This window comes from Saccharibacillus qingshengii, assembly GCF_013185195.1.
GTDB lineage: Bacteria > Bacillota > Bacilli > Paenibacillales > Paenibacillaceae > Saccharibacillus > Saccharibacillus qingshengii.
Map to the genome: position 1 here is coordinate 91,354 of NZ_JAAZWC010000007.1, position 21,269 is coordinate 112,622.

Annotated in this window: 17 protein-coding genes; 6 read left to right on the top strand and 11 right to left on the bottom strand. The window is 57.5% G+C overall.

From position 1 onward, the window contains the following. Positions 1 to 29 precede the first annotated feature (29 nt). The 3 genes from HRQ60_RS08275 to HRQ60_RS08285 all read left to right on the top strand — a co-directional run bounded on the left by HRQ60_RS08275 (position 30) and on the right by HRQ60_RS08285 (position 4,411). Positions 30 to 1,331: a pyrimidine-nucleoside phosphorylase gene (locus HRQ60_RS08275; protein ID WP_172195254.1), complete on the top strand. Its 1,302-nt coding sequence runs from the start codon at positions 30 to 32 to the stop codon at positions 1,329 to 1,331. Positions 1,332 to 1,510: 179 nt separating this feature from the next. Then, entirely contained in the window at positions 1,511 to 3,331 is a 1,821-nt protein-coding gene (locus HRQ60_RS08280; protein ID WP_172195256.1) for an HSP90 family protein, read from the top strand. A gap of 6 nt (positions 3,332 to 3,337) precedes the next feature. Beyond that, positions 3,338 to 4,411 carry a hypothetical protein gene (locus HRQ60_RS08285; RefSeq protein WP_172195258.1) on the top strand — a complete coding sequence of 358 codons (1,074 nt, stop codon included), beginning with the start codon at positions 3,338 to 3,340 and terminating at the stop codon, positions 4,409 to 4,411. Positions 4,412 to 4,662: 251 nt separating this feature from the next. Here HRQ60_RS08285 and HRQ60_RS08290 read toward each other — a convergent pair whose 3' ends face one another. Further along, entirely contained in the window at positions 4,663 to 5,358 is a 696-nt protein-coding gene (locus HRQ60_RS08290; protein WP_246281227.1) for an MgtC/SapB family protein, read from the bottom strand. 182 nt (positions 5,359 to 5,540) lie between these two features. Here HRQ60_RS08290 and HRQ60_RS08295 point away from each other — a divergent pair, with 182 nt between their 5' ends. Continuing rightward, entirely contained in the window at positions 5,541 to 6,209 is a 669-nt protein-coding gene (locus tag HRQ60_RS08295; protein ID WP_172195260.1) for an S-layer homology domain-containing protein, read from the top strand. Positions 6,210 to 6,552: 343 nt separating this feature from the next. Here HRQ60_RS08295 and HRQ60_RS08300 read toward each other — a convergent pair whose 3' ends face one another. The 6 genes from HRQ60_RS08300 to HRQ60_RS08325 all read right to left on the bottom strand — a co-directional run bounded on the left by HRQ60_RS08300 (position 6,553) and on the right by HRQ60_RS08325 (position 13,258). After that, complete coding sequence (locus HRQ60_RS08300; RefSeq protein WP_172195262.1) at positions 6,553 to 7,527, bottom strand: DUF418 domain-containing protein; 975 nt, start codon at positions 7,525 to 7,527, stop codon at positions 6,553 to 6,555. Between the two features lie 246 nt (positions 7,528 to 7,773). Beyond that, entirely contained in the window at positions 7,774 to 9,072 is a 1,299-nt protein-coding gene (locus HRQ60_RS08305) for a DUF5050 domain-containing protein (RefSeq protein ID WP_246281228.1), read from the bottom strand. A gap of 231 nt (positions 9,073 to 9,303) precedes the next feature. Further along, positions 9,304 to 9,978: a PepSY domain-containing protein gene (locus HRQ60_RS08310; protein ID WP_172195266.1), complete on the bottom strand. Its 675-nt coding sequence runs from the start codon at positions 9,976 to 9,978 to the stop codon at positions 9,304 to 9,306. 189 nt (positions 9,979 to 10,167) lie between these two features. Then, positions 10,168 to 11,091, bottom strand: a complete 924-nt coding sequence (locus tag HRQ60_RS08315; protein WP_172195268.1) for a PepSY domain-containing protein — start codon at positions 11,089 to 11,091, stop codon at positions 10,168 to 10,170. Then, positions 11,088 to 12,554: a sensor histidine kinase gene (locus HRQ60_RS08320; protein ID WP_172195270.1), complete on the bottom strand. Its 1,467-nt coding sequence runs from the start codon at positions 12,552 to 12,554 to the stop codon at positions 11,088 to 11,090. The genes HRQ60_RS08315 and HRQ60_RS08320 overlap by 4 nt, the downstream gene beginning before the upstream one ends. Beyond that, positions 12,551 to 13,258, bottom strand: a complete 708-nt coding sequence (locus HRQ60_RS08325) for a winged helix-turn-helix domain-containing protein (protein WP_172195272.1) — start codon at positions 13,256 to 13,258, stop codon at positions 12,551 to 12,553. Before HRQ60_RS08325 ends, HRQ60_RS08320 begins: the two co-directional genes overlap by 4 nt. Before the next feature lie 307 nt (positions 13,259 to 13,565). Here HRQ60_RS08325 and HRQ60_RS08330 point away from each other — a divergent pair, with 307 nt between their 5' ends. Together HRQ60_RS08330 and gdhA are read left to right on the top strand one after the other, a co-directional pair. After that, on the top strand, positions 13,566 to 14,552 hold the full coding sequence (locus tag HRQ60_RS08330; RefSeq protein WP_172195274.1) for a diaminopimelate dehydrogenase: 987 nt from the start codon (positions 13,566 to 13,568) through the stop codon (positions 14,550 to 14,552). Positions 14,553 to 14,811: 259 nt separating this feature from the next. Next, positions 14,812 to 16,188: an NADP-specific glutamate dehydrogenase gene (gene gdhA, locus HRQ60_RS08335; protein ID WP_172195276.1), complete on the top strand. Its 1,377-nt coding sequence runs from the start codon at positions 14,812 to 14,814 to the stop codon at positions 16,186 to 16,188. A gap of 392 nt (positions 16,189 to 16,580) precedes the next feature. Here the strand turns inward: gdhA and HRQ60_RS08340 are convergent, their stop codons facing one another. The 4 genes from HRQ60_RS08340 to HRQ60_RS08355 form a co-directional block, all read right to left on the bottom strand. Continuing rightward, on the bottom strand, positions 16,581 to 17,012 hold the full coding sequence (locus HRQ60_RS08340) for a DUF6526 family protein (protein ID WP_172195278.1): 432 nt from the start codon (positions 17,010 to 17,012) through the stop codon (positions 16,581 to 16,583). A 136-nt stretch (positions 17,013 to 17,148) separates the two neighbouring features. Further along, positions 17,149 to 18,378, bottom strand: coding sequence for a response regulator (locus HRQ60_RS08345; RefSeq protein WP_172195280.1), 1,230 nt, complete (start codon positions 18,376 to 18,378; stop codon positions 17,149 to 17,151). Further along, positions 18,375 to 20,252, bottom strand: coding sequence for a cache domain-containing sensor histidine kinase (locus HRQ60_RS08350; protein ID WP_172195282.1), 1,878 nt, complete (start codon positions 20,250 to 20,252; stop codon positions 18,375 to 18,377). The genes HRQ60_RS08345 and HRQ60_RS08350 overlap by 4 nt, the downstream gene beginning before the upstream one ends. Next, the gene (locus HRQ60_RS08355) at positions 20,242 to 21,252 is read right to left on the bottom strand and encodes a substrate-binding domain-containing protein (protein ID WP_172195284.1); all 1,011 of its coding nucleotides are present in this window, start codon (positions 21,250 to 21,252) and stop codon (positions 20,242 to 20,244) included. Before HRQ60_RS08355 ends, HRQ60_RS08350 begins: the two co-directional genes overlap by 11 nt. Positions 21,253 to 21,269: the final 17 nt, after the last annotated feature.

Below are 21,269 nucleotides of genomic sequence, written 5' to 3' on the forward strand. Positions count from 1 at the left end.
TCCATTTTACGAAAGCGAGGCAGACAAAGATGAGAATGGTAGACTTGATCGAGAAAAAACGGGACGGCAAAGAACTGACGACCGAGGAAATCAACTTCATCATCGAAGGCTACACCAAGGGAGATATTCCGGATTATCAAGTAAGCGCATTCGCCATGGCGGTCTTCTTCAAAGACATGACGCAGCGCGAACGGGCCGACCTGACGATGGCGATGGTCAACTCCGGCGACACGATCGACCTGTCGGCGATCGAAGGCGTCAAGGTCGACAAGCATTCCACGGGCGGCGTCGGCGATACCACGACGCTGGTGCTCGCTCCGCTCGTTGCGGCGCTTGACGTCCCGGTCGCCAAAATGTCCGGTCGCGGCCTCGGCCACACGGGCGGTACGGTCGACAAACTGGAAGCCGTAGCCGGCTTCCACGTCGAGATTACGAACGAAGAGTTCGTGAAGCTCGTCAACGAACACAAGATCGCGGTCATCGGCCAAAGCGGCAACCTGACGCCGGCCGACAAGAAGCTCTATGCGCTGCGCGACGTGACGGCAACGGTCGATTCGATCCCGATGATCGCAAGCTCGATCATGAGCAAGAAGATCGCAGCCGGCGCGGACGCGATCGTGCTTGACGTCAAGACGGGCGCAGGCGCATTCATGAAGACCGAGGCGGATGCACATAATCTCGCACACGCCATGGTGGGCATCGGCAACAACGTCGGCCGCAAGACGATGGCCGTCATCTCCGATATGAGCCAGCCGCTCGGCGCCGCAATCGGCAACGCCCTGGAAGTGCAGGAGGCAATCGATACGCTCAAAGGCCACGGGCCGAAAGACCTCGAAGACCTGTGCCTGGCACTCGGCAGCCAGATGGTCTTCCTCTCCGGCAAAGCCTCTTCGCTCGAAGATGCCGAACAGAAGCTGCGCGAAGTGATCGCAAACGGTAAAGCACTCGACAAGTTCCGCGATTTCCTCGCGAACCAAGGCGGCGACGCTTCGGTTGTGGATCATCCGGAACGTCTGCCGCAGGCCGCTTACAAGATTGAAGTTCCGGCTCCGCGCAGCGGTGTCGTCTCCCAGATCATTGCCGACGAAATCGGCGTAGCCGCCATGTGGCTGGGTGCGGGCCGTGCAACCAAAGAATCGGAGATCGATCTTGCCGTCGGTCTGATGCTGAACAAAAAAGTCGGCGAAGCCGTGCAGGAAGGCGAATCGCTCGTGACCATTCACGCGAACAGCGAAGACGTGGCCAACGTGAAAGAGAAAATCCTCGCAGCGATCTCTATCGCGGACAGTGCCCAAGCGCCTACGCTGATCTACGGTACGATTACGGAATAATCGACTACAATCGCCTATGAGCGGAAACGTCAAGGCGTCTCACCTATCAACGGATAGGCGGGACGCCTTTTTGCATGTCGAACATCCCGAAACGAAATTCGGATTTGGAAACGGAGACAAAGACGGCTAAAATGGAGACAAGACTTTTTTCAGTTATACATATAATAGGAGGTCAAACGATGCCGGATCACGAAGAGTACCGCTTCCAGGTCAACCTGAGCGGAATGATCGACATTTTATCGAACCACTTGTACAGCAGTCCTCGCGTCTTCCTGCGGGAGCTGCTGCAAAACGCCACCGACGCCATTACCGCACGGATAGATCTGGATCCGGCGCATCGCGGCGAAGTCTTTGTCGAACTGGCCGGATCCGGCGAAGATTCGACCCTGCTGATCCAAGATAACGGGATTGGACTGACCGAAGAAGACGTCCACGAATTCCTCGCCATGATCGGACATTCGTCCAATCGAAACGGGGCGGAGCTGCTTGGCGAAACCTCGTTTATCGGACGCTTCGGGATCGGACTGCTCTCCTGCTTCATGGTCAGCGACGAGATTGTGATGCTCACGCAGTCGGCCAAAGGAGGCCCTTCTATCGAATGGCGCGGCCGGCCCGACGGCACCTATACGATTCGCAAGCTGGAATCTTCGCTGATTCCCGGAACCAAAGTCTACCTGCGCTGCAAACCCGAGACCGATCTCTACTTCGAGGCCGAGACGGTAGAGATGGATCTGCTGCATTACGGCGCCCTGCTGCCTTATCCGATTCGCCTGTCCGAGAATGGGCGGGAACGCCGGATCAATCCGGAGCCGCCGGCCTGGATCGCCCGTCCGGAGCTGGCTTCCGACCATTGGGACGAAGTCCTGCGCTTCGGAGAAGAGATGCTCGGCGAACGTTTCCGAGATTTCATTCCGCTGCGGACGGCCAACGGGCGTACCGGCGGTATTGCCTACATTCTGCCGCATGCCGTCAATTTGAGCGCCAAACGTCTGCATAAAGTCTATCTGAAACGGATGCTGATCTCGGAGCAGGCGGATAATATTTTGCCGGAATGGGCTTTTTTCGTCAAATGCCTGGTCTGGACCGACGAGCTGCAGCCGACCGCTTCGCGTGAACATTTCTATGAGAACGAACAGCTTGAACGGGTACGCGGCGAGCTGGGACAGTCGATTCGGGCCGAATTGATCGCCATGGGCGATACGGACCAGCAGCGGCTGCGCCGGATTATCGATCTGCATGCCCTCTCCATGAAAAGCCTGGCCGTGGAAGACGAAGAATTTTACCGGATGATCTACCGCTGGCTCCCGTTCGAAAGTACATACGGATACAAGACCCTCGGCGAACTGCTCGACGAACGCCGCACCCTGCACTACACGGCTTCGCTGGATCATTACCGCCAGCTTCGCCACGTTGCCTCGGCCCAGTCGCTGCTCGTCGTCAACGGCGGTTACATCTACGAAGCCCAACTGCTGGAAGCGCTGCCCCATATCGTGCAGGGAGCCGATACGCGGCGGCTGCTGCCCGAAGATGTCTCGCTGTCTTTTACCGATCTGAATGCGGAGGAGCGCGCTTCGACACTGGAAGCCGCACGCGCCGCCGATCTGGCGCTTCAGCGGTTCCGCTGCCGTGTGATGCTGAAACGGTTCAAACCGGAGGAGCTGCCCGCTTTGTTCACGCTCCCGGAGGAAGCGGCCACGCTGCGTTCGATCGAACGGGCCGGCGAAGAAAGTCCGCAGGCGTTCGCTTCGGTGCTGGGCAGCCTTGGAAGTTCGATGCAGGGCAACACGCAGTCTATTCTGTATCTGAATTTGAACAACGCGGTTGTGGAACGGCTCTTCTCCGGTCCTCCGACCCGGCGCTTGAATACGCTGATCGAGATGCTGTACGCCAATGCGCTGATGATGGGCCATTACCCGATGAGCCGCCAGGAACTGGCCCTGCTCAACGGAGGCATTTTGTCCTTGATCAATTGGAGCCTAGAATCGGAAAAGGGGGAATAGAACGAGGTGGAAGACTTCACACTGGAATTTGAAGATTTGATGGAGCAGGCTTACGACCTGCCTTACAGCGCAACCAAAATCGCGCTGCTGGAACGGGCTGCTGAAATTGCCGACTTGGCGGGAGATATCGACTCCGGTTACGAAGCGCGCGAAGCGATCGTGGAGGCGGGCAGCTACGGCGGATTTCCAATGAAAGCGATCGTCGCCTACTCCTGGCAGCTCGGCCAGTACGATCGCAATCCGGACCGTTTCGACGCCCGGACGCTGTATTGGAATTACAAATGGGTCATCGACGATGTGCCTTCGTTCCCGGATGTACCGGCCGAACAGATCGAATCGCTGCTTCAGGACCTGCGCAGCCGCTATGAGTCGTACGGAGTCAGCGAGCGGACGTATTGGTATTATCGTTTCCGTCTGTCTATGTACATGGGCGATCTCGACCAAGCGGGCGAAGCACTCAAAGCGTTCCGCAAGCTCAAAAGAGACGAGATGAGCGACTGCTCTGCCTGCGAGCTGGACGAACAGGTCCGCTACCTGCTGCGGACCGGCAAGGACGAAGCCGCTGTCAAGAAAGCCAAACCGATCATCGAAGGACGCCAGCGCTGCGCGCATATTCCGCATGTCACGCTGCCTTATCTGCTGCTTCCTCTCTACCGTCTGGGACGCGGGGACGAAGCCAACGCCATGCGGGCGAATAGCTATCGGCTGATTCGGGACAATCTGAGCTTTGTACAGGAATTCGGCGAACATATCGGCTATCTGTCGGTGGTCGGTCCACATCGTGCCCTGCCGCTCCTGGAACGGCATCTGCCGCAGGTCGAATCGCATGAAGATCCGCTGAGCCGAATGATGTTCCTGCTCAATGCCGCCGCGCTGCTGCGCAAATTGAACCGGTCCGAAGAAGCGTTTGTACTGAATCTTCCGCCTTCCTCGAAGTTCTACGAGCTGGCGGACAAGCCGGAAGAACTGCGTACGAAGCTGGAGGAAGAAGCCTTCGCCACCGTTTCCGCTCTCGATACCCGCAACGGCAACGATTACTATCATAAGTTTGCCGAACAACTGTTAAAAGAGAGGGGCTGAATGCCCCTCTTTCAGGCTGTCGAGAAAGTCCTATTCGTTGTAGAAGCTCGTCGGCTGCGGGAGAAATTCGTTTCGGTCGCGTGTTGAAATCGGGAAAAACGATCGAATTTCAATGGAATTTTCTCGATTTCAAAGGCGAACACTATCGTTCCTACACTGAATTCCTCCCTCCGCCTCCTCGCTTCTCTCGGAATCAGACTTTCTCGACACGTTGAGAGAGGGGCTGAATGCCCCTCTCTTTTTTCGGGTTTTTATTTGAATTCGATTCCCAGAATCTCTTCTTTCTCTTCCAGCAGCGGCATCAGTTGGTCTGCGGTCATGCCTTTGGGCATCCGGACGACCATATCCAGAATCAGCTGCTTCTTTTCTTCGTCTTTGCCGCCCGCTTTGAAATCGATCACCGTCAGTCCCCGTTCTTCGATCCGTTTCTTGAATTGTTCGGAGGCTCCCTGTTCCTGCCGGACCGTGACGATCAGCCGGTGTGTGGAGGCGACGAAGCGGCCTTTGAAGCTGCCGTGCATCATGATCTGTGTCAGATAGATCAGCAGGGTCGCGATAATGCCCAGGATATACAGACCCGCGCCCATCGCCATGCCGACCCCCGCCGTGGCCCACATGCCGGCTGCCGTCGTCAGCCCGTTGATCGTATACTTGCGCATGAAGATCATGCCCGCGCCCAGGAATCCGATCCCGCTGACAATTTCCGAAGCGACTTTGGTCGGGTCGATCTGTACGCCGTCCCGCCCCTCGAGATCCATAAATCCGTATTTGGAGATGACCATAATCAGTGCCGAACCGACCGCGACGATAAAATGGGTCCGCGTTCCGGCTTCTTTGCGTCTGCTTTTTCGTTCGTATCCGATCAAAGCTCCGCACATGCCGGCGATCAGAATACGGAGCAGATGCTCCAATTCCATCGGCAGATCGATCATATCGAAATATCCCATTGCTTCGACTCCTCTCCGATTCAAACCGTACATAAGTCCTTCTGATCGGCATTTCCCGAAGGCCTGCTATTTTTTACCCCGAGTTTACGCAGCTGCTCCGCTTTTTTTACAATTCACGCAACATTAGTTCCGCTTCGCTCGTCTGGAAGGCATCGATGAGAAATTAGAGGAGGGAATACCCGGTGAAAAAGAAGCTTACAAGAAACAAACTGGCTTTTTCGGCCGCTGCGGCTGTCTTGTTTGCAGCCCTGGCCGGCGGACAGGCGTACGCGGCTGCGCCTTTTGGAGACCTGCAGGGAATTCCGGAAGCTTCGCAGATCGTGACTCTGCGCGAAGCCGGACTGCTGAACGGTTCGCCGGACGGCAGGTTCAATCCGCACGATCCTTTGACCAACGCGCAGGCGATCCGCCTTGCCGTTGACACATTCAAATTGAATATGGACGATATTCAATTTATCCGTAAACCCGAAGCATCCGATTATTTCTCTAAAGCAAGCGACAAAGCATGGTATGCCGATACGCTGATCATTGCGGCATACAATGATCTCGATCTGCCGAAAGATCTGGATCCGAATGCCCCGGCTACCCGTTCCTCGTTTGCGTCCCTGTTGATTCTGGCAGGTCACCAGCAAGCCGCTCTGCCGGTATTCCGTCTAAGCCCGGTAGAGATCAAAGACGAATCCGCCATCCCGGAAGGCCGCAGCGGTCTGATGCAGCAGGCGCTCGTTTTCGATATGCTGGACCTTGATGCCGATGGACGCATCCGCCCCAACGAACCGCTGACCCGCGCCGCCGCCGCGGATATTCTGTACGGAGCGGCGCTCTCGGCGAGCCTGATCGAAGCCGAATAATCGTTCGCAGCCGCCATACCAAAAAGCGTCTCCTCGAGGGAGACGCTCAGGCTGTCGAGAAAGTCCTATTCGTAGGAGAAGCTTGTCAACTATGGGAAAAATTCGTTCCGGTCGCGTGTTGAAATCGAGAAAAGTGATTAAATTTTAGCAGAATTTTCTCGATTTCAAAGGCGAACACTATCGTTCCTACACTGAATTTCTCCCTTCGCCTCCTCGCTTCACTTGGATTCAGACTTTCTCGACACGTTGAGCGTCTCCTCCAGGGAGACGCTTTTTGGCATCTGCTTCGCCAGATCAAACGGATAAGACGGAACGCTGTCGACCGCACAGGCGAACAGAGCGCTTATGCCGCTTCGCGCACCGGCCGGCGGAACGGCTTGGCGGACCTTCTCCCGTACGTGCCGAGCCGCCACAGGTATTCGCACGGTCCCATGGTGAACCGGCGCAGCCAGAGTGTACTGAGCAGAGCCTGTGCGGCCAACAATACAACCGCAGCTGCGATCAACAGCGGCAGTCCGATCGTACCTTCCCAATCGAGCAGCGCGGACAGCAAGACGATGACCGCCGTCTGCATCAGATAGTTCGTCAGCGCCATCCGCCCCATATTCCCAAGCGCTCCCAAACGGCGGCGAACGGAAGGCGAGCCGCACAGCAGCAGGATCGTCGTTACATAGAAGACGCTGAGCGGCAGTCCGCCGATCGCGCTGGCCGTATCGTAGAGTCCGGTCGAATCCATCACGGTGCGTTGAAGCAGCGCACACGGATAGATCAGCAGCAGCGAAATCAGCTGCGCTGCGAACAATCCTCCCCTGTACGCGCCGGGCTCGAACAGTCCGATCCGTGCCGCCCCATATCCGAGTAGAAACATGCCGTAGGTCATAAAGATCGAGCCCAGATACACGCCCAGTCCGGTCATGACGAGACCGGCGGCAAGCAGCACCCATGCGTTCGCCCGCCGAAACGGCAGCAGCAGAAACCCGAATATCGCGTAATAGACCAGTACTTCACCCGGTTGGAATAGATGATGCACAATACCAATCGCCAGCAAAATAAGCAGTCGGCGTGCAAAAAGCAGCGAAGCCTTCTCCCCTTTTTCTTCTGCATTTTTCATAAACAAATAAAATCCCGCTCCGAACAAAAACGAAAAAATAACAAAAAAACGATGGCTGATTCCATATTCGAACCCATTGAAAAGGATCCGGTCTGCCACTCTTGCTTCGATATCGGTAACGGGAAGCAGCATCTGCTGCATATTGATGAACAAAATGCCCAGCAGCGCAAAGCCTCTCAGTATGTCGATCGATTCGATTCTTTTCATAATTTCTCCTCCGTCCAAGCTTATACCCGGGTATCGTTTCGATATCGGTATTTTTCTCAGAGTAAGTCTTCTTCATGAATCGGACCATCGATTTGTCTTAACGCCTGCTTACGGCATGCGTAAGGCGATGTTCGCTCTCCATCGCCTACCGTTCGCGGCAAATGGCAAAAAGGGAGGTTCCGCAGCTGCGGAACCTCCCTTTGCCCTGCCGAATCCGATTCCCGGAATCGCAATCCGTTCAAACTGTTATTTTTTGTCGACCAGAACGATGCGCGATACTTTCTCATTCGTCAATTTGACGCTTTTCGCTGTATTCTCGTTCATCCGGTACAGACGTCCTCCGTCCGCCGCGTTTACATAGAAGATGCCTGCTACGCCGTCTTCATACCGGCACAGCTCCCATTCGACACCGGTCATTTTCTTGAGCGCAAGTGTCGCCGGGTTCAGCACATAGGCGCCGCTCTGGGCGAATATGACTGTCGAGCGTACGACGCCCTGATTCGTCAGATTGCGGATATGGCCGACGCTGCTTACGGCGAGTTTTTTGGTTTGGGTTACTTTTCCGTTCACGATCGTCGCGGCGTAAGCCATGCCTGTGGCATCATTGAACGCCAGACTGCCGCTTCCGACATTGGCAATCTCGTGTACGCTGCCGGTGTGCAGCTTGATCGTTTTGCCCGTCGTGCCGCTGATCACGTAACCCTGCCCTTTGGCATAGTCGAAATCTCCGTCTGCGCCTAGGCGAATCCCTTTGTTAAAACCGTAATAGCCGTTTGCCCAGGCTCCCGAGTATACCGCATTCGCGTCAAGCGGCGATTTGGCATTCAGCGCTTTGGCCGCTCCGCCCTGCAGGGGCAGCGAGTACAGCACCATGCAGTCGGTCGAATACTTCGATTCACGCGGATCGGTGTTGATCATCAGATAGAGGCGTTTGCTGTCGGTCCGGGCATAGTAGGCATTGTCCAGAGCGCCTTTGGCGATCCACTGCACGCTGCCCGTACCGTCCGTTTTTCGGGAAGCGACCCAGGTTGTTCGGCCCTCTTTGAGCGCGTTATAGTAGATCCGGTCTCCGACCACTTGGAAAGCCGGAAAATCCGGATCGGCCGTTTCCGTAATTCGGATACCGCCAGTCAATGTATCAGCATCGGCAGACGCCGCGTACAGCACCCCTTGATCGTCCATCGCGTAGACCGTACTGCCTTCGGTATCGAAGCGGACCACGCGCTTGTCCCTGCTGAAAACCGAAGGTTTGGCAGCGGAATCTGTCAGCGGCAGACGAAGCAGCGTCGTCGACGTCTCGTCGTACAAATAATACATATAGTCCCCGGCCGGCTTAAGCTCGGTCCCGTCGAAGTTCCGGCTCAGCTGCTGCGAAACGCCGCTGTCCGTCGCGAAGCGGTACAAATCTCCGTCCGATACGTAATACACGTCCGCCTGCCGCGCAGCTGCGGCGTCTGCCGAAACTCCGGCTGTGCCGGCTGCGATCAGTACCGCGGCCATTCCCGACCGTGTCAATCTTTTCATCCACTTCCATCCGATTCGCATGTTCGTTTCCCTTCTCTCGTCTGCTGATAAACCGGGAATATGCGAACGGCACACGCCCCATTTTCTCCGATACCCGTCTATCGACATAGGCTCTAATAGGCTACCATAACGCTCTTTCAAAAAGAACAGGAAATAGATAGGGAATTCTGAAAATGCGGCGGTCTGTTCGGCCCTGCGAGCGCAGCAAAAAAAGAAGCGGGCTGCCCCGCTTCTTCAGACGTTCCCGATCACTCAGTTGTCGTCGTCATCGCTATCGTTATCATCGTCGTCATTGTCGCGATCGTTGTCATCGTTATCGTTATCGTTATCGTTATCGTTATCGTCGCTGTCGATATCGCTCGACAGCACTTTGCCCGTTTGGGCATCCACGGTTACGTCGGCTTCGCCCGTCGCGGTCCGAATATCGATCTCGTACACATAACGGCCGTCCTCTTCATCCAGATCGTTGTCCGTCACCTTGCCTCCGCCGACATGCTTCACGGCCGTGGAAGCGGCCTGTTCCGCCGTATATTTGACATCTGCGGCAGCGGCTCCCGTATTCGAAGCACCGCTTGTACGGTCGTCGTCGTTATCGTTTAGATCGTCGTCTTCCACGACTTTGAGTACCGAGCCGCTGTAAGCGTCGACCCAAACATCTACATCTCCCGATGTGCGGTCGATATCGACTTCATAGTACGTTTTGCCTCCGCGCGTCTCAAGTTCAATATCGTCTACCGTTCCTTTTTGCGCTTTGAGCGCGATTTCTTTCGCTTGGGTTTTGGAGATCATCGCCTTGGAAGTCGATACAGCTGCCGCGCCTGTCTGCGTGGAAGCCGCTCCCGTTCCTGCTCCGCTTGCCAGCGCCGCCGTTCCTCCGAGTGTCAATGCCGCCGCTACCGCGCCGATCATCATTTTACGTTTTACCATATTAATCTCCTCCTCTTTCTCTTCTGTGAATTGCAGGAATTGCTTCTGTTCCCTGCCGCACTCTTAGATTAACGCTCCTGTCTGAGAAGGAGGGGAGAGCTTCATTAGAATTCGATGAGAAAAAAGACCGTTCCCGAAGTCTCGCCGGAAACGGTCTTGGATGGATACTGCCAAACGTTCTTGGGCCTGTTACGTATCCTCGTCGCTGCTCTCGTCTTGATCCGAGTCCTCGTCCGGATTCGGAGAATCTTCCTGCCCGGAAGACGGCGGGTCGGAGTCGCTGTCCTCCTCTTCGTCCCAGGTAATCGTCTGCATCGCTCCGGATACGGCATTGATCTGCACCTCGGCTTGGCGGCCGGTCTTCAATTCGACGTCGACCAGATAATACGCCTGTCCGTCTTCTTCGCTGCGCAGTTCGGCGTCGCTGTCTTCCACGGCACCGGATTCGACGCCAAGCGCAGACGCGGCCGCCGCTTTGGCCTGCCGCTCGCTCAGCAGCCGGGCATTTGCGCCGCCGGGATCGTCAGGCGAAGCCGGGGTTCCCCCGGAAGACGGAACGTCCTCGCCGGGATCCTGCGGCGGCGGATCTTCGTCCGGCTCCTGTCCGCCTGCGGATACGCCGCTGCCGGCCAGCGGCGTATCCGTCAGCGTATCTCCGGTATACGCGTCGATCGTAAGTCTGCGGCGTTCGCCCGAAGCTTCGGTGAGTTCCGCCGCATACAGACGCGATTCCCCGCTGCTCTTGTCCAGTTCAAGCCGCTCGACCCTTACACCTGCCTGCCGCTCAAGCCGGGCTTTGATCTCGCTCCGGCTTATGATTTCGCGCGGCGGAGCCGCCGCCGCTTCAAGCCGCCGGATCGACTCGACCCGACCGTCCGCCGCATACAGCTTGACCGTATACAGCCCCGCTTCGGTCCGAAGCTGCATTTCGTACAAATCTCCGGTCTGGCGGGCCGACTCGATCTGTCCCGAGTACAGTTTGAGCAGCTTCTTCTCGGCCTCTGTCGGCGTAAGCGAAGGCTCTGCCGAACTCCAGGGGCTCCAGACCAGCAGCCCGCCGGCGGCAGCGGCAGCCAATAGTAACGCTGCCGCCCATGCCGTTCTTCGTTTCATGGCGATTCTCCTCCTTCCTCGCTTCTGGACCACCGCCCGCGTGCCGGAAGAATATCGCGCCTAAAGCGCTCCCCTCCCCGGTCTGCGGTCTCTGCGGGCGGAAAATGCAGCGTAACCGCCGTGCCTTCCCCGACCTCGCTCTTCATCACGATGCGGATTCCGAGAGCCTGGGCCAGATCCTGGGCCAAAGACAGTCCGAGACCCGAACCTCCGGCGCCGGTACTGCGGGTTCGGGAAGTATCCACCCGATAGAAACGGTCGAACACTTTCGGCAGCTCTTCTTCGGAAATCCCGATTCCCCGGTCGACCACTTGCAATTCGGCGGGCTTGTCCCCGCCTCCGGTCACGGTCAGCGTAATCCGGTCTTCGCTGTATTTTCGCGCGTTATCCAGCAGGATGAAGAGCAGCTGCCGCACCTTGGCCGCATCGGTCCGGACGAAGACCGGCCGGAGCGCTTCGACTTCGATCTCCCGTCCGTAAGCGCGCATGAACGCCCGCGCGGACTCTCCGGCCGATTCCGACAGATCGGTATCGACGATCTCTAGCCGGTCCGCTTCCGGGCTTCGGGCCAGCTGCAGCAGACGCTCGGTCAGCTCTCGCATCCGCACGGACTCGGACAAGATGGCATCGACCGCTTCGTCGAACACTTCGGGTCTGTCTTTGCCTCTGCGTTTCAACAGGCTGGCGTAGCTCTCGATAATGGTCAGCGGCGTCTTCAGCTCATGCGAAGCATCGGAGACAAAACGCTCCTGCCGCGCAAAGTTCCCTTCCAGCAGTCCGATCATTTCATTGAAGGTCCGTCCCATCTCCGCCAGTTCGTCGCCGGGGCGCTGCCCCGTCTCGATCTGCTGAAACCGGCCGCTGCGCCGAATATCGCCCATTGTGCCGGTCAGTGCGGCAATCGGCCTGACAATCCGGTTCGCCAGCACGGTGCTGGCCAGTACCGCCGGAATCAGGGCCAGCAGCGCCACAATGACCAGTACGGTCTTCAATACGTCGAAACGGTCTTCGATATCGGCAATACTGCGGCTGACCTGGACGCTCAGCACTTCGCCGTCGGGCCAGATCACCGGCACGGAGACCCGGATATACCCTTTGCCGCCGCTGCTCAGGCGCTCGGCCGCATGCGAAGCCGTATAGGCATAAGGTTCGCTGCTGAGGCGCTCGCTAAGCTGCGTATCTTCGCTTGCCGTCACGGGACGGGCCAGACTGGTCCCGTCCGGCTGGACGACCCTCAGCATGCCGTCGGCCGGCGCATAGGCGCGCAGCAGATCGTCCGGCGCGGTACGCGAAGCCGATTCGCTGATTCGCTCGGCGGTCAGCTCCGCCTCTATCTCGAAGCGCAGGCTTTCCGCATCCAGCGACATTTTCTCGAACAGCAGGTAGATCGAGATGCAGGCCGCCGCCAGCAGCGCCGCAAACAGCACCGACGAATAGAGGTAGATTTTACTTTTGAGCCTCATGGGGATTCCTTCAGCACATAACCGACGCCGCGAACCGTATGGATCAGCTCGGGAAGTCCCTCTTCATCGATTTTTTTGCGCACATAACGGATATAGACATCGACGACGTTCGTATCGCCGGCGTAATCGTAGCCCCACACCTCGCGGATCATCTGCTCCCGGCTTAAGACTTGGCGCTGGTTGCGCAGCAGGAAGACGAGCAGGTCGAATTCGCGGGGAGTCAGTTCGATCCGCCGTTCGCCGCGGAAGACTTCTCTCGTCTGTTCGTTTAATCTGAGGCTGCCCGCCGTAAGGGACTCTTCCGGCTGCGCCGATCCTTCGCGCCCCGAACCGGCGGCCGCACTGGCTCGCAGGGCCGAACGGATGCGCGCCAGCAGTTCCTCGATCTGGAACGGCTTGGTCACATAGTCGCTTGCCCCGAGATCGAGTCCCGACACTTTGTCTTCTACCGAATCTTTTGCGGTCAGGAGAATAACGGGAGTCAGCGAATCGGCCGACCGAATCCGCCGCAGCACTTCGATCCCGCTGAAACCCGGCAGCATCACATCCAGCAGGATCAGATCCCAGCCGCCTTCCCGGTATTTGTCCAATCCTTCCGAACCCGACCCGGCACGGCCTGTCCGATATCCTTCATAACCGAGCTCCAGTTCCAGCAGCCGGGCGATTTTCTCTTCGTCTTCAATAATCAGTATTGTTCCGGTCACAGCCGGTCCTCCTTCTTCCGTCGCTTCGCATCCCGCCGATCTCTACAATCCGCGGCCGCCCGCTCCGGCTTTCGTTTCTCTTCGGGCGGCGCTTCCGGCCTGCGACTGGAAACGCCTTGTCCCATAGTTTAAGCCAAATCGGATCCGTCCGCCAGAAGAGTCAGAATCTATGCAATATCTCTAGGACTTTGGTTGCATTTTACTTAAAAAAGACATCTAACAGTTTACTCTTTGTGTCAACTTTTTTTATACTTAAGCGATATTCGGCAGTTTCCATTCAACCGTTTACAAAAAGGAGGGTTCTTTCATGCAGCAGAAAATCAGAATCGGTATCACGGGTTATGGCAACTTGGGCCGCGGCGTACGCAGTGCCATCGCACAAAATCCGGACATGGAGCTTGTCGCCGTATTCAGCCGGCGCGATCCCAAGTCGCTGGAGCAGCGGGGAGAATCGGTCCGTTTCGTACATATGGCGGACGTTGAACGTTATAAGGAAGAGATCGACGTCATGATCCTGTGCGGCGGGTCCGCTACGGATCTGCCGGAGCAGACGCCGCAGCTGGCCGCGCTGTTCCATACGGTAGACAGTTTCGATACCCATGCCAAAATTCCGGAATTCTACGACCGGGTCAATACGGCGGCTCTGCTGAGCGGCAAGCTCAGCGTCATCTCGACCGGCTGGGACCCGGGCTTGTTCTCCATGAACCGCCTGCTGGCCCAGTCCATCCTGCCGGAAGGCGAAGAGTATACGTTCTGGGGCAAAGGCGTCAGCCAGGGACATTCCGACGCGATCCGCCGGGTTCCGGGCGTACGCGCCGGCGTTCAGTACACGGTCCCTGTCCAAACGGCGATCGACCTGATCCGTTCGGGCGAAACGCCGGACCTCAAGACGCGCGACAAACACATGCGCGATTGTTATGTGGTGGCGGAAGAAGGCGCGGACGAAAATGCTATCCGTGAAGCGATCGTGTCCATGCCGAACTATTTTGCCGACTATAATACCAGCGTCACGTTCATCACGATGGACGAATTGGAGCGCGAGCACTCCGGTATGCCGCACGGTGGCTTCGTCATGCGCAGCGGCGTGACCGGAAGCGGAACGAAGCAGCGGATCGAATTCGGACTGGAACTCGAAAGCAACCCGGAATTCACCGCCAGCGTCCTCGTCGCTTATGCCCGCGCCGCTTACCGTCTGGCTGCCGAAGGCCAGAGCGGCGCCCGCACCGTATTCGATATCCCGCTCGGCCACCTGTCCCCGAAATCCGCAGCTCAACTGCGAAGTGAATTGTTGTAGTCCAATTCACTTTGCAGAACTGCGAAGTGAATGGCTGTAGTCCAATTCACTTTGCGGAAACTGCGAAGTGAATGGCTGTCGTTCGTTCTCCCGCCCGTCATCCGGCTCTTCAGCCGTTTGACGGTGCTTTTCACCTAGGTTCTTTATTCGATTAACGCTTGTCCTTGGTGTACCGAAGAAGCAAATCTTACTGTCCGATCGCTGCCGATATCGATTTCGGATCGGAGCGACCTCTCATTCGAAAAGGAGCGTGCTTTTTATGATCGAAACTTATAACGAAACCGCCTACACGGAAGCGAAAGCTTACGTTGAACACGTATTTGATACTGTCGTCCGGCGCAACCCTTACGAAGACGAGTTTCATCAGGCCGTGCGCGAAATTTTCGACTCGCTTGTTCCCGTATTCGCCAAGCATCCCCGTTATCGCGAACACGGACTGCTGGAGCGCCTGTCCGAACCCGAGCGGCTTATTTCGTTCCGGGTACCCTGGGTCGACGATTCCGGGCGCGTACAGGTCAACCGCGGTTTCCGGGTCCAGTTCAACAGTGCGATCGGTCCGTACAAAGGCGGTCTGCGGTTCCACCCTTCGGTCAACGCGAGTATCATCAAGTTCCTCGGCTTCGAGCAGGTACTCAAAAACTCGCTGACCGGGCAGCCGATCGGCGGAGGCAAAGGCGGTTCCGACTTCGACCCCAAAGGTAAATCCGATATGGAAGTCATGCGTTTCACCCAAAGCTTCATGACCGAACTGTACCGCCATATCGGTCCCGACACCGATGTGCCGGCCGGCGATATCGGAGTGGGAGCACGCGAAATCGGCTATATGTACGGCCAGTACAAACGGATTCGCGGAGCCAGCGAAGCGGGCGTGCTGACCGGCAAGAATCCGCTGTACGGCGGCAGTCTGGCCCGCACCGAAGCGACCGGTTACGGCTGCGTTTACTTCGTGCAGGAAATGCTGCAGAGCGCCGGACTCGACTTTGACGGCAGCCGCGTGGTGGTATCGGGCTCCGGGAACGTGTCCATCTATGCTATCGAAAAAGCGCAGGCGCTCGGAGCTACCGTGATCGCGTGCAGCGACTCTTCCGGCTATATCCATGATCCCGAAGGCCTCGACCTGGACGCGGTCAAACGGATCAAGGAAGCCGGACGCGGACGTATCTCCGAATACATCTCGGAGCACCCGCATGCCGTCTACACGGAAGGATGCGAAGGCATCTGGAGCCTGCCGTGCGAGATTGCCCTGCCGTGCGCCACGCAAAATGAAATCGATGCCGCGGCAGCCGAGCTGCTGATTCAAGGCGGCGTCAAAGCGGTCGGAGAAGGCGCCAATATGCCTTCGACGCTTGCGGCTATCGAGCGCTTCCTCGAAGCCGGTGTGCTGTTCGGTCCGGCCAAAGCGGCCAATGCCGGCGGCGTCGCCGTATCGGCGCTGGAAATGGCGCAGAACAGCGCCCGGGTCTCGTGGAGCTTCGAAGAAGTCGATACCCAGCTGCAGCGGATCATGAAACGTATCCATGCCGACTGTCGGCAGGAAGCCGAAGAATACGGCCATCCGGGCAATCTCGTCGTCGGCGCCAATATTGCCGGCTTCCTGAAAGTCGCCGATGCCATGATTGCGCAGGGCGTCGTTTAATCCATCGTTTCTTCCAGCCGGGAATCCGAATCGGCCGTTCAGGTTGGACAAACGCCTTCCCTAATCAAAAAGAGCGGAACCGAAAGTAATCGGTTCCGCTTAACGTGTCGAGAAAGTCGTATTCCAAACAAAGTGAGGAGGCGGAGGGAGAAATTCAGTGAAGGAACGATAGTGTTCGCCTTTGAAATCGAGAAAATTCCGCTGAAATTTAATCTTTTTCTCGATTTCAACACGCGACCGGAACGAATTTCTCCCGCAGCCGACGAGCTTCTCCTACGAATAGGACTTTCTCGACAACCTGAGCGGAACCGAAAGTAATCGGTTCCGCTCTTTTGACTTTCGTCGCCTCTTGCATCCCAAATAGAGTGCGGCTACAGCCGCCGCGCGTCGGATCAGATCCGCATCGTATCCGGCCGGAACTCTTTGATCGCGGAGCGGATCCGCTTAGCGTCCCAGTTCTCTTCGGCCGCGCGCGAACACAGCGACGGAAACTCTTTGTCGCCCGCGTTGCGCAGAGCGATGATCTGCGCCATGCTCAAGCGCCGGTCGATTTCGCGTCCCGTCAGGCGGTAATAGCGGAATCCTTCTTCGACGCGAACGATACGATCCTGCGTCTTGGTCGCATAGACGCGAATCCGGGTCGCCGCGAAGATCAGGCACAGCGCAATTCCCGTCAAGATCCAGGCCGGTAGGGCCGCTCCGTCCTCATCCCATGCCCGAACCAGATTTACGATCGAAGCGGTGAACACTGCAAGAGCAAGCGGAAGCGTCACGAAATGGTAAGGCCAATCGAAACGCAGGCTGAATTTTTTGGTTCGTTCCATCTTTTCCCCTCTTTTCTCCAGGCTTACCGGCCGGAACTTTTGCCCGGCCGCTAAGTTCTATTACACGTCCGGCGCCATTCGCAACCATAGGTGAACCTTGCGAAGCCCCGAGTCCCGAAGAAAGACCTATTTGCGCTTACCGTCCGGCAGGCTGATCGGGAAAAGCCGCCCCGCGCCGATATTGATTCGGCGATACGCCGATTACCTTTTTGAAGGCGGTACTGAAATAATGCTGGCTGTCGTACCCGCTGCGTTCCGCAATCTCGTAGATCGGCAGATCGGTCGAATTCAGCAGCTCGATCGCTTTGCGCATACGGGCATGGGTCAGCAGCGCCACGAACGAATCGCCCAGCTCTTTTTTGAGAATACGGCTCAGGTAGACGGGCGATACCTGGAGCGTCCGGGCAAACGATTCGAGCGTAAGTTCGGGATCGCCGTAATACTCGCCCAGATATTCCCGCGCGCGCCGGACAAGCGGCGACAGCTGCGCGTCTTTGTACACGGCGGACCGGCAGCGCAGATACGCATCCGGCAGCGACAAGACGCCTCCCGCCACCGGTTCCAGATGCGCGTTCACCGAGATTTTGAGGAAGCGTCTGACGCTGCGTTCGATGATGGCCGCAAGATCCGCTTCGGCCGCATCCCACAGAAACAGCAGGAGAAGCCCCGCCGTATCCTGCATCAGCATATTCCGTCTGCTGCCGGCCAGCTCCGAGACGATATTCTCCGTTGCGAACGTATACAGCTGGCGATCGCTTTCCCGCAGGACCGGCTGCGTGGATTCCCGTTCGCCCCAGCGAATCACGCACAGCTGCACCGGGCTGGAAGGCGGAAGTCCCAGAAAATCGAGCCGTTCTTCGATCTCGTCTTCGCCAAGCAGCCCTTCCGCCCATTCCTGGCCGAAACGCGCTTGGAGCAGCGGAATATTGCGGCGAATCTGCTCGGAAGCAAGCTTCAGGTACCCTGCCTGCTTGGCCAGATTGTCCAGATTTTCTTTGACCCGAAGCAGGACTCCCTGCAGCAGTTCGGGATTGACGGGCTTGAGCATATAGTCTTCGACCCCGAGGCGGATCCCTTCACGGGCGTAATCGAATTCGTCGTGTCCCGTGATAATGACGAAACGGCAGTCCGGCAGCTGTTCCCGCAGCTTGCGCATCAGCGCGATCCCGTTCAGAAACGGCATGTTCATGTCCACGAGGACCAGATGCACATTCAGACTCAGGGCAAGTTCAAGCGCTTCTTCGCCGTCTTCCGCTTCGCCGACCACTTCCATGTCGAGTCCCGCTCCGTTCACCGCTTTCCGCAATCCTTCACGGATAATCGGTTCGTCGTCCGCAATCAATACCCGATAAGGCGTTTCTCTCATTTCTTCTCCTCCTCGTCGCTTCCGATCGCCGGCGGTTCAAGCAGCAGCGGATGGCGAACCGTCACGACGGTTCCTTCGCCGGGCCTGCTGTCGATCTTGAGCCCGTAAGCTTCTCCAAAAGCAAGATTCAATCTCGCCTGAACGTTCAGCATGCCGTAGCTGCGGCCGCTGCGTTCACGCTCGGAAGACTGGCGCTCGAGCGCTTCCAGCGGCCGCCGCAGCTTCTGCCGCAGCTCCGCGAGACGCTCCGGCTCCATCCCCGCTCCGTCGTCCGCCACTTCCAGCAGCAGCTCATCTGGCCCCGCCGCAATTCGGATCCGGATCACGCCGGGTCCCCGGCGCGCTTTGATCCCGTGATAGATCGCATTTTCGACCAGCGGCTGAAGCAGCAGCTTCAAGACGAAAGCCGGATCCGACCGGGGGTCGGCTTCGATCTCGACCGCAAGCCGTCCTGTATACCGCGTCTGCTGGATCAGCAGATAGCTGCGGATATGCTCGATTTCGTCTGCGAGGGGAATGATATCGCTGCCTTTGCTGAGTCCGATCCGGAACAGCTTGGACAGCGACTCCACCATCTCGGACACTTCGCCGGCGTCTTTTTTGCGGGCCATCCAGTGGATCGTGTCCAGCGTGTTATACAGAAAATGCGGCTTGATATTGTCCTGCAGACTGCGCAGTTCCGCTTCCCGCTTCTGCCGTTCCTTGCGCTCGACCAGCTTGATCTGACTGCGCAGTTCGACCAGCATGTGGTTGAAACTGTGTCCCAGCATTCCGATCTCGTCGCCGCGAATTTCGGTATACGGCACGGACAGATCTCCCGATTCGGCGCGGCGCATAGAGGCCATCAGACCGCCGATCGGATCGGAGATCGATTTCGATAAACGCAGGGACGCCGTCAATCCGAGCAGACAGACGAAGAACAGGAAGCAGATCACATAGAAATGGATCTGTCCGACCTCGTACACCGATTCCTTCGTCAGAAACACACCGACCGTTCGCCAGCCGGTGAACGCCGACTCGGCGTAGATCAGCTGCAGCTCCTGGCCGTCTACGGTGCGCGTGACCGCCCCGGTCTCTCCGCCTTCGAACCACTCGGCAGGCAGACGGTCGGCATAAGGCTGCTCGGGTGCGTAAATCTGTCCGCCTTCCCGGTCCACCACCGTCAAATATCCGGTTCTGCCAAGCTTGATATCGCGCGCCGCTTTCGATATGGTCCACAGCTTCAGATCAATCAATACGACCCCGACCGCCTGCTCGGTATCGGGGTCCATGACCGCGCGTACGACCGTAACCACCTCGTCGCCCCGATAATTGACATGCGAGGTCAAATTCCGCTCCGAAGGCTGTCCGAGAACTGTAAACAGCCCTTCCCGTTCAAGCGCTTCGCGGTACCAGGGTTCCTCCGTCAAATTCGCAGGCGTGCGGGCGTACAGTTCGTTGCTGACATAATCCCCGTTCCTGCCGACGACAAGCAGTCCCGCGATCTCCGGATACAAGGTCGTATAACGCTGCAAATACTGCTTAAGCCGATAAGTATCGTCGTCGGACGCTTCGCCGCCGTTCATGAACGCACGGACGCCTTCGTCGAATCCGATCAGGTAGGTCATGTTCTGCAAACTTTCCATATCGCTGTCCAGCGTCTGGTTGACTTTCCCGATCAGCTGCAGCGTATGCTCGACGGCCTGTTTCTCCAAGACCCGGCTTACGGTCCAGTTCACGAGATAACCGAGTCCGATCGAGGGCAGCAGACTGACCAGCAGAAACAGAATCATCAGCTGATAGCGCAGACGCAGATCGTGCAGGTGCAGCGGCTTCAGGCGCGCAAAAGTTCGACCCGCTCTACGTTCCGCCGGTGTTCGCCGTTCATTTGGCATAATAATCGTCCACATTGTCCGGCGTTACGATCGAAATTCCCGTATCGACGCCGACCGGCAGAGGCGACACATCGCCGGAAGCCGCCGGAGACGGAATCGTCAGATCGTGATGCAGGTGAAACAGATACTGCAGCGACCAATAGCCCATATTCCAGGTCCCCTGGGCAATCGTGGCCGAGATGCTGCCTTCGCGGATCATATCGAGCGTGTCCTTGTCGGTATCGAACGCGATGACCCGCAGTTTCGTATCCCGTACAAGCTCGGCTGCGGCTTCACCGGCTCCTTTGCCTCCGGCCGCTTCGGTCACGAATACGCCGGCCAGATCCGGATGTTTGCGCAGCAGGGACTGGGTCAGATTCTTGGCCACCATCGCGTCGCCTTTGTCGTCTTCCGTCGCAACGACCTTCATGCCCGGATACGACCGCTCGATCGCTTCGCGGAAGCCCCGTGTGCGTTCTTCGTGATTCTGCTGGAAAGGGAGCGTAATCACCGCCACTTCCCCTTGTCCGCCGAGCAGATCGGCCATCCGCTCCGCCGCCGCGGCTCCTGCCGCATAATTGTCCGTACCGAGAAACGAGTAGGCTTTGCTGCCTTCCGCCCCGGAATCGAACAGGACGACGGGAATCCCCGCGTCCACCGCTTTGTCGATCACACCGGTCAGCGAATGGGTATCGATAGCGGAAATCGCGATTCCCGCAGGTTTTTTGGCAATAATCTGTTCCAGCACCGTGATTTGTTCCCGGGCATCGTACTGCGTCGCGCCGCGGTATTCGATCGACACATTCAGCGCGCCGGCCGCATCTTCGAACCCTTTCAGGCAGCTTTTCCAATATTCGATTCCCGACAAAAAGGTAACCATCACATAATTTTCGCCGAGTTCTCCCCGCAGCTGCTGCGAACGGAACGATCGCTCGTCGGCTTTGTTCGTATAAATATGCTGGGCGGCATAAGCCAGAAAAGCCGCAATCAGCACCATGTAGAGCAGAGCCATTTTCTTCACGTACCGCCTGCCTCCTT